This is a genomic window from Variovorax sp. GW821-FHT10B04, from assembly GCF_059415645.1.
The window spans coordinates 35,617-49,065 of record NZ_JBWKNQ010000004.1; the positions used below are offsets into that span (position 1 = coordinate 35,617).

Here is a 13,449-nt window from a genome sequence, read left to right on the forward strand (position 1 = left end):
TGCGCTCCGGGCTCAGGCGAAGCGGAACAGGGGCTGGCCGGCTTCGACCTCCTGCCCCGAGGCCGCGAGCACCGCCTGAACGACGGCGTCGTGCGTGGCCTGCACCTCGTTGAAGACCTTCATCGCCTCGATCACGCACAGCGTCTGGCCGGCGCGCACCGGCTGTCCGGCTTCGACGAAGGGCGGCTCGCCCGGCGACGGACGCAGGTGCAGCACGCCGTAGAGCGGCGCGTCCAGCGTGCGCGGCACGGCGTCCGGCGCGGCCGGTGGCGCTTCGGCGGCGGCCGGTGCGCCGGGCGCCGCACGGGTGGCAACGGGCGCCGGCGCGGCCGGAGATGCGGGCGCAGGTGCCGGCGCCGGCAATGCGCTGCCGCGGGCCAGCCGCAAGGTCCAGCCGTCCTGGCTGAACTCGAGTTCGGACAGGTCCGACGACGCCATGGCGTCGATGAGTGACTTGATGAGCTGCTGATCCATGCCCCGAAGTTACCGAGCGCACGCCCAACACGCCAAGACGGAATGGCTGTGCCGCGATAAGGCGGCCTTATGACGCGGCCGGCGCGCCCTGCATGGCGGGTGCCGGCGCTGCGGCCTTGTCGCTGCCGTCCCCCAGCAGGTCGCCGACCAGTTCCAGCAGGATCTCCTTGACCGCCTGGGCCGGCTCCGAGAGCGGCAGATGGTCGGATTGGCACAACGCCAGCGGCGCCTCGACCGTCGGCTCGACGATCCGGCTCTGCCAGGCATTGCTGGAGCCGACCATCTCGCGCGCCATCGATGCCGGCAGGATGGTCGCGCCCAGGCCGTCGCCGACCACCGCGGTCAGCGTGATGGCCGACTCGATCTCTGCCACCACGTTCGGCGCGCCCAGGCCTGCGCGCTGGAAGGCCTCGTTCACCAGCTTGCGCACGATGTTGTAGGGGCGCGGCAGGAAGAGCTCGGTCGAACGCAGGTCGGCGAGCCGCACCGACTCGCCGGGCCTGGGCAGGCTCGCCGGGCCGACCAGGTAGAGCTCCTCGCTCAGCAGCGGCAGGAAGGTCAGGCCATGGATGTTCTTGTTGCCGTAGAGCACGGCCATGTCCATGCGGCCGTTCATGATCAGCTCGCTCAGCGTGGTGCCGTAGCTTTCGTTGAGGTAGAGCAGCACGCCGGGGTGGCGGGCGCGCACCGTGCGCAGCAGCGGCATCGCCAGCATCGCCGCCGCCGTGCCCGGCGCCAGCCCGATCGACACCTGGCCCGAGAGCCCGCGCCCGGCCGCGTCCATGTCGCTCTGCGCCTGCTCGCACTGGCGCAGGATGATCTGCGCATGGCGGTACAGCACCTTGCCGGCCTCGGTCGGCGTCACGCCGCGCTTGGTGCGCACCAGCAACTGCTGCCGCACCTCGCCCTCGAGCGTGGCGAGCTGCTGGCTCAGTGCCGGCTGGGCGATGAAGAGCACCTCGGCGGCCTGCGTCAGGCTGCCGATGTCCACGATCTTCACGAAGTATTTGAGGCGGCGGAGATTCACGCTCTCCCAGTGCAAAAGCCAAGCCAGCAATTGCACCAAAAGCGTGCCGCCCGCGGCCGGCAGCCCCGCACCATAAGTCTTGCCTATAGAACCAGACCGAAGTCGTCTTGGCCGATCGGGCGGCTGCGCATACCTTTGCGGCCTGCCTTCGCACCTTCTCCACAGGACCACAGGAACCGCACGTGACCTCCTCCCGCCTCGCTGCCCGCGTGCAGCGCATCAAGCCTTCGCCCAGCACCTCGGCCGCCGACCGCGCCAACGAACTGCGCCGCCAGGGCCAGTCGATCGTCAATCTCGTGGTCGGCGAGCCCGACTTCGACACGCCCGCCCACATCCGCCAGGCCGCCGCCGCCGCCATGGACAAGGGCGCGACGCGCTACACCCTGATGGCCGGCACCGTGGAACTGCGCGAGGCGATCGTCGCCAAGCTCCAGCGCGAGAACGGCCTGAGCTACGCGATGAACGAGGTGATCGCCACCAGCGGCGCCAAGAGCGCGATCTACAACGCGCTGGCCGTCACCCTGGAGCCGGGCGACGAGGTGCTGATCCCGGCGCCGTACTGGGTGTCGTACCCCGACATGGTGCTGGCCTGCGACGGCGTGCCGGTGTCGCTGCCCTGCCCGGAATCACAGGGCTTCAAGCTCACGCCCGCGCAGCTCGAGGCGGCGATCACGCCGCGGACACGCTGGCTCATCATCAATTCGCCGAGCAACCCGACCGGCGCCTGCTACACCGCCGACGACTACCGCGCACTGGCCGACGTGCTGATGCGCCATCCGCAGGTGATGGTGATGACCGACGACATCTACGAGCACATCCGCTACGACGACGCCGAACGCGTGCACCTGCTCGGCGTGGCGCCGCAGCTGCGCGAACGCACGCTCGCGATCAACGGCGTGTCCAAGACCTACGCGATGACGGGCTGGCGCATCGGCTACGTGGCCGGTCCGCGCGACCTGATCCAGGCGCTCGACACCATGCTGTCGCAGTCGACCGGCAACTGCTGCTCGATCAGCCAGGCCGCAGCCGCCGCCGCACTGAAGGGCGACCAGTCCTTCGTCGCCGAGAGCGTGGCCGTGTACCGCCAGCGGCGCGACCGCACGCTGGCACGCATCAACGCCATTCCCGGCCTGAGCTGCCTGGCGCCCGATGGCGCGTTCTATCTCTACATCCATTGCGGCGGCCTGCTCGGCAAGCGCACACCGGACGGCAAGGTGCTCGAGACCGACGGCGACGTGGTGATGTACCTGCTGGAGAGCCAGGGCGTCGCCGTGGTCGCAGGCACCGCCTACGGGCTGGCGCCCTACTTCCGCCTCTCGATCGCGACGACGCTGGACATCCTCGAACAGGGCTGCGACCGGATCGCGCGCGCGGTCGCGCAGTTGCAGTGAGCGCCACGGCCGTCGCCAGCGCTGCCGCACCGCGGAGCTTTCGCGAATCGCTGCTGGCGATGCTCGGCATCTCGCTGGTGCTGATGCTGTCCGCGCTCGACCAGACCGTGATCGGCAATGCGCTGCCGAGCATCGTGGCCGACCTGCACGGCTTCGAGCTCTATGCCTGGGTTGCGACCGGCTACCTGCTGGCCTCGGTCGTGACCATCCCGATCTTCGGACGCCTTGGCGACTACCACGGCCGCAAGCCCTTCGTGCTGGTGGCCGGCGTGGTGTTCACGCTGGCCTCGCTGCTGTGTGCGCTCGCGCCGACCATGCTGTGGCTGGTGATCGGCCGCGCCGCGCAGGGCGTGGGCGGCGGCATCCTGATCGGCACCGCCTTCGCCTGCGTGCCCGAGCTGTTCCCCGACACCCACCAGCGGCTGCGCTGGCAGATGCTGCTGTCCGCCGCGTTCAGCGTGGTCAATGCAGCGGGGCCGACCCTGGGCGGCTTCCTCACGCAGTACTTCGGCTGGCGATCGGTGTTCTATCTGAACCTGCCGCTCGGCGCGCTCGCCATCGTCTTCGTCTGGCGCTACCTGCCGCACTTCAAGCCGGCGCGGTCCGCGCGCGGCGGGCTCGACTGGGTCGGTGCCCTGCTGATCGCGCTGGCGCTCGGCGGATTGCAGCTCTTCGTCGAATGGCTGCCGGCAGGCGATGCGGTGGCCGCCAGCATCGCCGTCGGCACGGTCGCGGCGGCAGCCTTTGCCGGCCTGTGGTGGTGGGAGCGCCGCACGCCAGAGCCGCTGCTGCCGCCCGCGCTGTTCCACGACGCGGGGCTGCGCGTCCTGTTCGCCCTGTCGGTGCTGGCCGGCGCGGCGATGTTCGTGCTGCTGTTCTACCTGCCGCTGCTGTTCCAGGGCGCCTACGGTTTCTCGCCGCAGGACGCCGGCCTGCTGATCACGCCGCTGGTGCTGTGCATCACGCTGGGTGCGATCGTCAACGGCCGTGTCGTGGCCAGGCTGCGCAATCCGAATCGCCTGCCGCTGCTGGGCTTCGCGCTGCTGCTGCTGACCTGCATCGGCTTGCCGATGGCCGGCCGCGGCGCGTCCTTCGGCGTGCTGCTGGCCCTGATGTTCACTGGCGGGCTGGGCTTCGGCTTCGTCTTCATGAACCTGACGCTGTTCACGCAGACGCTGGCCGACCGCGCGCACCTGGGCATCGCCACCGCACTGCTGCAGTCGCTGCGCCTGGTGGGTGGACTGCTGGGCACCGCGCTGGTCGGATCGCTGGTGACGATGCTGTACCGGCACGGCGTGGCCCAGGTGTTCGCGGCGGCGCCCGAGAGCGCGGCGGCCTTCGCGGACCCGCGCCTGCTGCTGGACGCCACGGGCCGCAGCGCCGCCCTGCGCCAGCTCGCGGCGGGCGGGCACGACGCAGCCGCATTGCTGGAAGGCGCCCGCGCCGCGCTGGCGCACGCGATCGACGTCGGCATCGCCCTCGCCGCGGTCCTGATGGCGCTGGCGCTATGGGCATTGCGGCGATTGCCGCCGGTCGACCTGCATCGGCGCGCTTCGGCATCGCCGCCGCGCTGAGCCGAAGCGCCGTCGGCAGGCGAAGCTGCGCGCCGATCTTCAGTGACGGCCGAGCATGTCGCTCACCATGCGCAGCAAGGCATCGGCATCGAAGGGCTTGACCATCAACTCGACGTTGCCTTCCACCAGTGTCGCGTCGGTCGCGACGTGCGCCGCGTAGCCGGTCATCAGGATCACGCGGATGTCGGGAAGGCGCGCCATGGCGAAATCCGCGAGCTGCCTGCCGTTCGGGCCCGGCAGGCCGACGTCGGAGAGCAGCAGGTCGATCTCCACCGCATGTTCGAGCACGGCCATGCCCTGGATGCCGTCGTTCGCCTCCAGGACCTCGTAGCCCTGGTCGCGAAGCAGTTCGACCGCCATGTGCCGGACGACCTCGTCGTCCTCGACCACCAGGATCCTGCGCGGCGATGTGCCCGGCACCGGCGCGTCGGGCTGCGCCACGCTGTGCGGCATCAAAGGCACCATGGCGCGCGGCAGGTAGAGATTCACGGCCGTGCCGATGCCCTCCACGCTTTCGAGGACCACGGTGCCCTGCGACTGGCGGGCATAGCCATAGATCATCGAAAGGCCGAGCCCGGTACCTTGCCCGATGGGCTTGGTCGTGAAGAACGGCTCGAAGGCCTGCGCCATCACGGCGGCCGACATGCCCACCCCGGTGTCGCGCACCGCGATGCGCACATAGTCGCCCGCCGCGAGGCCCGGCACCCGCGCGGCGTCCCGTGCCGTCAGGCTCACGTTGGTGACCGCGATGGTCAACGTGCCGCCGTCCGGCATGGCGTCGCGCGCATTGATGGTGAGATTGAGCACCGCGCTGTCGAACTGGTGCGGGTCGGTCAGCACGTCCCAGACATCCTGCGTTTCGTCGATGACCAGCTTGACGTTCTCGCCGACGGCATTGCGCAGGATCTCCTCCAGGCCCCGCAGCGCCGCCGCGACCGAGATGCTGCGGTTGACGAGCGGCTGGCGGCGCGAGAAGGCCAGCAGCCGCTGCGTGATCGCGGCGGCACGCCGCGCCGAGTCGAGCCCGGCATCGATATAGCGCTCCATCCCGTCGTACTTGCGCGAGGCCAGCCGCTTGCGGATCAGCTGCAGCGGCATCACGATGCCCTGGAGCATGTTGTTGAAGTCGTGGGCGATGCCGCCGGTCAGCAGGCCCAGCGCTTCCATCTTCTGCGACTGCCTCAGTTGCTCCTCGAGCTGGCGCTGGCGCGTCATGTCGATGCCCACGCCGGTGCGCCGCACCGCGTAGCCCGCATCGTCGAAGTAGGTATGGCCGCGCGACAGCACGGCACGAACGGAGCCGTCGGGATGGCAGATGCGGTATTCGAGTTCGAGCGGGCCTTCGGTCTGCAGGCCGCCGGACATCGTCTGCTTCAGGCGGGGCATGTCTTCCGGGTGCACGTTGGCCAGGAACTCGAGCCGTGAAATGCCGTTGGCGGCCGTCTTCGCATCGAGGCCGTACAGCTCGGAGATCGCCGCGTCGCAATAGAACTTGTCGACGACCACCAGGTACGACCACACGCCCACGCCGCCGGTCGCACCGAGCGCAAGCCGCGTGAAGTCCTCGGAGTCCTGCAGCGCGCGGGTCCGCTCGTCCACCAGTTGCTCCAGCGACGCGGCCAGCTCCTGCAGGCGCGCTTCGCTGGCGGCGAGATCCGACTTCGCCCGGACATGCTCGGTGATGTCGTAGCCGCCGACGAAGATGCCGAGCACCTGGCCCTCGTCGTCCCGGATGGGCTCGTAGAGAAAGTCGATGTAGCGCAGCCCGTCATGGCTTTGCAGTTTCAGTGGCCGTGCCTTCGCATGCACCGCCTCGCCCGTGGCGTACACGCCGTCCAGGAGTTCGTAGATCCCCTGATCCACCAGTTCCGGGAAGACCTCGCGGACCGTGCGTCCGATGAAGTCGCGCGGCCCCGAGATGTCCACGTAGGCGTCGTTGACGTAGGTGTAGACATGCGCAGGCCCCGACAGCAACGCGACGAAGCCGGGCATCTGCTGCAGGAGGTGGTTCTGCCGCTTGCGTTCGGTCTGCAGCTTGCGCTCGGTCTGCACCTTGCCGGTGGTCTCCACGACGGTGTCGAGAATGCCGAGGACGTCGCCATGCTCGTCGTACAGCGGGCTGTAGCAGAACGTGAAGAAGGCGTCTTCCATGAACCCGCGGCGATCGACGCGAACCCGGAAGTCCTCGATGAAGGTCGATTCGCCCTCCATGGCCTTCTCGGCGATGGGTCGCAGGTCGTTCCAGGCTTCGCTCCAGGTGACCCGCATCGGCTGGCCGAGCGCTTCGGGCTTGTCGCCGAGCATCGCCCGGTAGCCGTCGTTGTAGATCGCGATGAAGTCCGCGCCCCAGAAGATGCAGGCGGGGAAGTCCGACGACAGCATGTTGTCGACGGAGATCTTCAGCGCATGCGGCCAGGTGTCGATCGGGCCGACGTCGGTCGCGGCCCAGTCGAAGGCCCGCATCCGGGCGCCCATCGCACCACCGCCGGATTGAAAGGCGGACGACCGGCGTCCGCTCACGGTCGCATGCCCCGGATCGGAAGGGCGCCGCGCGTTGTCGGGTGGGTGCAGGAAATGCCGAGGCACATAGGAAAAAATCGTGGTTTGTAACGTCTCAGGCGGCATGCCCCGCGAGGGTGGCATCTTAGTGGGCCGCAGGGGACGTTTTCGAACCACGAGCGCGTGTCCCGCACCGGGACGCGCCTGTGTCCGGCAGCGGCGGTCGCCGCCGATCGCAACGGCGCTACAGCGCCCGGGAGATCACTTCCTTCATGATCTCGTTCGTGCCGCCATAGATGCGCTGGATCCGGGCGTCCACGTACATCCGAGCCACCATGTACTCGGTCATGTAGCCGTAGCCGCCGAACAGCTGGAGGCATTCGTCGATCACGCGGCCCTGGGCATCGGACGCCCAGAGCTTCGCCATGGAAGCGGTGACGGTATCGAGCTTGCCGGCGACGATGTCTTCGATGCACCGGTCGATGAAGGCGCGCCCCACCTTGATCTGCGCGGCAATCTCGGCCAGCTTGAACTTCGTGTTCTGGAACTCGCCGATGGGCTTGCCGAAGGCCTTGCGCTCGCGCACGTAGTCGAGCGTGGCCCGGTAGGCGCCCTCCATGGCGGCCAGTGCCGTCACGCCGATGATGAGCCGCTCGTAAGGGAGATCGCCCATCAGCTGGAAGAACCCCTGCCCTTCGGCGCCGCCGAGCAGCGCATGCGCCGGCACCTCGACGCCGTCGAAGAAGAGCTCGGAGGTGTCCTGCGCCTTCAGGCCGATCTTGTCGAGCACGCGGCCCATGCGGAAGCCCTGGCAGTTCTCCGTCTCGACGACGAGGATCGACGTGCCGCGCGCACCTTGGCCCGGATCGGTCTTGACCACGACCAGCACCACGCCCGCCAGGAATCCGTTGCTGATGAAGGTCTTGGAACCGTCGATGACGTAGCTGTCGCCCTTCCTGACCGCACGCGTGCGCACCGCCTGGAGATCGGAGCCGGTGCCCGGTTCCGTCATGGCGATCGCGCCGACCAGCTCTCCCCGCGCCATGCGGGGCAGGTAGTTCCGCTTCTGCGCCTCGGTGCCGTGGTTGAGGAAATAGTGGGCCACGATGCTGTGCACGCCGCTGTTCATGCCGGTCAGGGCACGAGACGCCATCTCTTCGTGGATGACGGCCTCATGGCGGAAGTCGCCGCCGCCGCCGCCGTATTCCTCCGGGATGTCGGTGCAGAGCAGGCCCAGCGAACCGGCCTTGCGCCACAGGTCATGGCCGACATGGCCGCGCTCCCGTGCCGCCGCGTCGTGCGGGAGCATTTCCGACTCCACGAAACGCACCACGTTGTCCCGGTACAGGGCGAGGTCTTCGTTGTTCCAGGAGCGGCTGAAGTCGATGGGCATGTCTTTCCTTTCCGACGCGAGAATTCCAGGCGAGTTTGCCGGCCCGGCACGGGCTTGTGCATCGTCGGAACGGACGATCGCTGCTTTCCGCGCCGTGTGCGTGCGCGACGCACCGGCGGCGCGCAGAAACCGTCCAGAAAGACGATATGCAAGCGCGACGCGCTGACCGACCATCCGCGGGTTCAACTGCAACATCCTTCCGTCATGTTCCCTGGCACCCACGCTCTCACCACCCCCGACAAGCCGGCGCTCATCATGGCCGCCACCGGCCAGCAGGTCAGCTTCGCCGAGCTGGAAGACCGCTCGCTGCGCCTTGCCAACTGGCTGCGCGCGCAAGGCTTCGAGCGCGGCGACGTCGTCGCGCTGGTGTCGGACAACGACGCGCGCATCTTCGACGTGTACTGGGCCACCCAGCGCGCCGGGCTGTACCTGACGGCGATCAACTACCACCTGCGTCCCGACGAGATCAGCTACATCCTCGCCAACTCCGGCGCCAAGGCCCTCTTCATGGGCAAGCTCGGCGCGAACTGCACGCTGGAGCTGCCCGACACGCTGCGCTGCCGGGTGGCCTTTGCGGCGGACGTCCCGGGCTTCGAGTCGATGGAGGCGCTGATCGCCTCGGCATCCGCCGAGCGGCCGGCCCATGAGCCGCGCGGTGGCGACATGCTGTATTCGTCGGGCACCACCGGCCGGCCCAAGGGCGTTCGGCCGCCTCTGCCCAACCGCGAAGTCTCGGAGCCCGGCGACACCATGGTCGCGATGTTCAGCGGCAACTTCGGCTGTTCGAAGGACACGGTCTATCTCTCGCCCGCACCGCTCTATCACGCGGCGCCGCTGCGCACCTGCGCGTCGGTCCAGGCGCTCGGCGGCACGGCGGTCGTGATGGACAAGTTCGACGCCGAGACGGCGCTCGCCCACATCGACCGGTACAAGGCCACCGTCAGCCAGTGGGTGCCGACGATGTTCGTGCGCATGCTCAAGCTCGACCCCGAGGTGCGCGCGCGCTACGACGTCAGCAGCATGCAGGTCGCCATCCATGCGGCCGCGCCCTGCCCGGTCGACGTGAAGCGCCAGATGATCGACTGGTGGGGGCCGGTGCTGTACGAGTACTACTCGTGCACCGAACTCAACGGCATGACGGTGATCCGGCCGGAAGACTGGCTGCGCAAGCCGGGCTCGGTCGGCCGCGCGGCGCTGGGCGTGATCCACATCTGCGACGAAGGCGGCGACGAGCTGGCGACCGGCGCGGACGGCGTCGTGTACTTCGAGCGCGACGCGATGCCCTTCCAGTACCACGGCGATCCCGAGAAGACCCGCGCCACCCAGCACCCGCATCACCCGACCTGGACGGCCGTCGGCGACATCGGCCATGTCGACGCCGACGGCTTCCTGTTCCTGACCGACCGCAAGGCCTTCATGATCATCTCGGGCGGCGTGAACATCTACCCGCAGGAGGTCGAGAACGCGCTGGCGCTGCATCCCGCCATCTCGGACATCGCGGTCATCGGCGTGCCGGATGCGGAGATGGGCGAACAGGTCAAGGCCGTGGTCACGCTGGCTGCCGGCATCGCGCCCAGCGCCGAGCTCGCCAGGGAGATCATCGATTTCACCAAGAGCCGGCTGGCTTCCTACAAGGCACCCAAGTCGGTCGACTTCGTGGACGCGCTGCCACGCACGCCGACCGGCAAACTGCTGAAGGGTGAGGTGCGCAAGCGCTACTGGGTGTAGCCGGGTGTGGCCGAGTGTGGCCGGACGAGCCGGGTGCAGGGCTTCGGCCCTGCGCTCCTACAGCGGAAGCAGCTGGCGCTGGATCGCGTCGACCTGTGCCTGCGAGATGCCGGCTTGCCGTGCGAACTGCGTCCACTGCCCCACGGCGGCTGCAACCTGGTCCAGGACCCTGGGTGCGGTGCCGACCTTGTACCGATCCGCCTCTTCGAGAAGGTCGGCTCGCGTGAAGCCCTTGAACTTGCCGTTCACCGACATCAGGTGCTGGTTCGTCCACTCGCCGTCCGGGTTGTGCGCGAAGGTGACGTCGTAGGCCGGGGCCAGCCGCCAGGGTTCCCCCTGCTTGAGCAGGAACGAGAAGTTCTTGGAGTGATCGTCGCAGTTGCGTGCCATGACGTTGAACGCCATGCGCCGGAAGGCCTGCTCGAAGTCTTCATAGGGCAGGTCCAGGCCACGCATGGCGAGGAAGAGCTGGGCATAAGCGTTGGCGCCCTTCTTCTTGTAGTCGATGTGGCTCATCGCACAGAGCGTCTGCATGTGGTGGCGTCCGCTGCCGCCATAGCGGTCGAAGCGCCTGGTCATGAAGTGCGCCCGGCCGCTTTCTTCCAGGAGCCTGCAATCCGTCATGTCGATGCCGGCCGCCCTGGCCATCAGGTGGTAGGCGTACTCGATGCGTCCGTAGTCCTGGCTGGCGCCAAGTTCGCGGTCCGTCCCCATCCCGTCGAACTTCAGGAGCCAGTGCTCGAAGCCGTCCGGCGCCTGCATCTGGCCCGCCACGATTTCGTTGGTGACCGGATTCCAGGCGATGACGGCCTTCGCGCGTGCGCCGCCTGCGGAGGTGCCCACTTCGATGATGTTGCGCAGCGCGGCGTTGGTACCGGCTTCGTCCTCGATGTTGCCGTGCACCGCTTCGCGGGCAGCCGCTACCAGGCTGCCGAGTTCGATCGCGGTGGGCTTCTGGGTACCGGGGCCCCGGGTGGGCTTGAAGGTCAGGGCACCCATCCCGCGGCTGCCCATGTAGGCGAGGCGGTCGAGCGCTGTGATGCGCGCCTTCGGGATCCCTTTTTCGGCCATGTACTTGTCGATCAGCGCATTGCCGAAGTCGTCCGGCAGTGCGTCGCTGAGCATGGCGGGCAGGCGCTTGTACGTGAGTTCCGGCAGGTCGGTGAACAGATAGGGTTCACTGCCCAAAGGCATGACGAGGGGTGACGGCTCGATGCCGGCGGCCTGTGCCTTGTCGGTGTAGGCAAAGGCATAGAAGCCGTAGGCAGGGTCCATGGACACCGCCCCGAGGAGCGTGCCCCACAGATGCACCTCCACCACGTTGACGGGCTTGTACGTCGAGCCTTTCGCCCTGGTCTTTCTGCTGCTGGTTGCCATGTCCTGTCTGCCTTATTCCTTGCGGGTGCTCACGGCGCCCCCTTTGGTGCGAGCGCGGGTGCGAGGCCGGGCTTGCTGTGTCAGCGTCAAGGGGTTCACCGTGGCCACGGGCGCCACGTTGTTGAGCCACTCCTCCCGCCCGAGCGCCCGCACGACGCTCAACAGCGTTCTCACCGTCGAGCCGCGACCGTTCTCCAGGTTGCGCAGCGCCGTGATGCCCACCCCGGCCCTTTCTGCCAGCACGGTCTGCTGGATGTTCTTCGTGAGCCGGTATGTGCGAATGCGCTCGCCCAGCTCGCTTTCCAGTTCGTCAGCGGTGTGGTTCATAGGCTACCTCGGTAAGAGATGGAATAGCAGTGATAAATCTGGATTTATCTACTTAAGCAATGCTTTTACATCGATTATATCGATTCATGATGATTTTCATAAGTACTGGAAAAGCATCTCTTATGCTCTATTTGTGCATTTAAGAAACGTATTTTTATCGCTTAACAAGCGTCGTCGTAATCCATGGCCGAATCACAAGCAAGAAAGCCGCTTCCCCCCAGCGGGGAAGCGGCTTTCCAGGTACCGCCAGCGCGGTTGGCGCCAGCGGAGGACGACAGCCTGGGCCGAGCACGCCCAGGCAACGCATCAAGCCATCACTTCGCCTTGCCGAACACGCTGCCCACCGGCTCGTAGCGTGCGCCATTGAACTGGATCAGCTGGAGCTTCTCGATCGGATAGGCATCGGTCGCGCTGGTCTCCACGGTGATGCCGGGGTACAGCATCGGCAGCGTCATGTTCAGGTTCAGCGCCTGCTTCATCAGGTTCTCGCGCGTCAGGTTGTCGCCGGCCTGCTTGATGGTCTGCACCAGCGTCTGCGCCGACGAATAGCCGATCAGGTTCAGCGAGTCGGTCGGGTCGCCCGCCGGATAGAACTGCTTCAGCGTGGCGGCGTATTCCGCATATTCCTTGGTGGCCTGGGTGGCGGGGTCGGTCGGGTCGCGGAAGTAGGTCGCGCTGATCACGCCCTTCGACACGTCCAGGCCGGCCGGCTTCAGCACCGAGCTGACCGACACCGACACGCTCGACACGTAGCGCGCCGGGCTCCAGCCGATTTCGGCGGCGCGCTTGATGGCCATCGCGGCGAACTTGGGCGTCGCGAAGATCAGCAGCGTGTCCGCGCCCGAGCCCTTCATCGACACGATCTGGCTGTCGATGGTGGGGTCGCTGGTTTCATAGGTCTGCGTCGTCACGACCATCGACTTGGCCTTGTCGCCCATGCCGTCGATCACGCCCTTCTGGAAGTCCTTCCCGAAGTCGTCGTTCTGCATCAGGATCGCGACCTTCGCGCCCGGATTGCTCGCCACGATGTGCTGCCCGAAAGCGCGCGCCTCGGCTTCGTAGGTCGGCTGCCAGCCGATCGTCCACGGGAATTCCTTGATGTTGCCCCAGCGCGTGGCGCCCGAGCCGACGAAGAGCTGCGGCACCTTCTTGGCGTTCAGGTACTTCTGGATCGCCGCGTTGTGCGCGGTGCCGACCGGCAGGAAGATCGCGAAGACTTCATCCTGCTCGACCAGCTTGCGGGCCTGCTCCACGGTCTTCGACGGCGTGTAGGCGTCGTCGAGCGAGATGAAGTTGATCTTGCGGCCGTTCACGCCGCCTTCGGCATTGACCTTGGCGAAGTAGGCCGCGGCGGACTTGCCGATGGTGCCGAAGGCCGAGACCGGGCCGGAGTACGAGACGAGGTTGCCGATCTTGATCTCGGTGTCCGACGCACCGGTGTCGTAGCGCTTCTGCGCCTGCGCCGTGAGCTGCGTCGTGAGTGCGAGGGCCGCGGCCATGCCGACGACGAGAGCTCTGCGATTGAACCTGAATGCCATGTTGTCTCCTGGTGGTTTTCTGGGTCGGGCAAGGGCGCCCGGCGTCTGCAATGCGACGTTGCAGATGCTAGGAGGCGAGCGACGGCCGACCTATCGTCAGAAGCGACGAATTCGACAACAC

General features: G+C 67.4%; 10 protein-coding genes. 3 read left to right on the plus strand and 7 right to left on the minus strand.

The genetic code is table 11. From position 1 onward, the window contains the following. Positions 1 to 12: 12 nt before the first annotated feature. A complete protein-coding gene (locus AC07PZ_RS11470; RefSeq protein WP_495295211.1) occupies positions 13 to 474 on the minus strand; it encodes an acetyl-CoA carboxylase biotin carboxyl carrier protein in 462 nt (153 codons plus the stop codon). Positions 475 to 541: 67 nt separating this feature from the next. Beyond that, entirely contained in the window at positions 542 to 1,501 is a 960-nt protein-coding gene (gene nac / locus AC07PZ_RS11475) for a nitrogen assimilation transcriptional regulator NAC (protein ID WP_495295212.1), read from the minus strand. 182 nt (positions 1,502 to 1,683) lie between these two features. Between nac and AC07PZ_RS11480 the strand changes: the two genes are divergently transcribed. Both AC07PZ_RS11480 and AC07PZ_RS11485 read left to right on the plus strand, forming a co-directional pair. Continuing rightward, positions 1,684 to 2,892 (plus strand): aspartate transaminase, encoded by a 1,209-nt coding sequence (locus AC07PZ_RS11480; protein WP_495295213.1) that lies wholly within the window; start codon positions 1,684 to 1,686, stop codon positions 2,890 to 2,892. Further along, a complete protein-coding gene (locus tag AC07PZ_RS11485; protein ID WP_495295214.1) occupies positions 2,889 to 4,466 on the plus strand; it encodes an MFS transporter in 1,578 nt (525 codons plus the stop codon). The genes AC07PZ_RS11480 and AC07PZ_RS11485 overlap by 4 nt, the downstream gene beginning before the upstream one ends. A gap of 39 nt (positions 4,467 to 4,505) precedes the next feature. On the opposite strand, the gene AC07PZ_RS11490 is transcribed toward AC07PZ_RS11485, so the two are convergent. Together AC07PZ_RS11490 and AC07PZ_RS11495 are read right to left on the minus strand one after the other, a co-directional pair. Further along, positions 4,506 to 6,941, minus strand: coding sequence for a PAS domain-containing hybrid sensor histidine kinase/response regulator family protein (locus AC07PZ_RS11490; protein WP_495295215.1), 2,436 nt, complete (start codon positions 6,939 to 6,941; stop codon positions 4,506 to 4,508). A gap of 268 nt (positions 6,942 to 7,209) precedes the next feature. Further along, positions 7,210 to 8,358: an acyl-CoA dehydrogenase family protein gene (locus tag AC07PZ_RS11495; RefSeq protein ID WP_495295216.1), complete on the minus strand. Its 1,149-nt coding sequence runs from the start codon at positions 8,356 to 8,358 to the stop codon at positions 7,210 to 7,212. A 204-nt stretch (positions 8,359 to 8,562) separates the two neighbouring features. On the opposite strand from AC07PZ_RS11495, the gene AC07PZ_RS11500 reads away from it, so the two are divergent. After that, on the plus strand, positions 8,563 to 10,086 hold the full coding sequence (locus AC07PZ_RS11500; RefSeq protein WP_495295217.1) for an acyl-CoA synthetase: 1,524 nt from the start codon (positions 8,563 to 8,565) through the stop codon (positions 10,084 to 10,086). 57 nt (positions 10,087 to 10,143) lie between these two features. Here the strand turns inward: AC07PZ_RS11500 and AC07PZ_RS11505 are convergent, their stop codons facing one another. The 3 genes from AC07PZ_RS11505 to AC07PZ_RS11515 all read right to left on the minus strand — a co-directional run bounded on the left by AC07PZ_RS11505 (position 10,144) and on the right by AC07PZ_RS11515 (position 13,328). Beyond that, entirely contained in the window at positions 10,144 to 11,463 is a 1,320-nt protein-coding gene (locus AC07PZ_RS11505) for a type II toxin-antitoxin system HipA family toxin (RefSeq protein ID WP_495295218.1), read from the minus strand. A gap of 12 nt (positions 11,464 to 11,475) precedes the next feature. Beyond that, on the minus strand, positions 11,476 to 11,790 hold the full coding sequence (locus tag AC07PZ_RS11510) for a helix-turn-helix domain-containing protein (protein ID WP_495295219.1): 315 nt from the start codon (positions 11,788 to 11,790) through the stop codon (positions 11,476 to 11,478). A gap of 314 nt (positions 11,791 to 12,104) precedes the next feature. Then, positions 12,105 to 13,328: an ABC transporter substrate-binding protein gene (locus tag AC07PZ_RS11515; protein ID WP_495295220.1), complete on the minus strand. Its 1,224-nt coding sequence runs from the start codon at positions 13,326 to 13,328 to the stop codon at positions 12,105 to 12,107. Between the last annotated feature and the right edge of the window lie 121 nt (positions 13,329 to 13,449).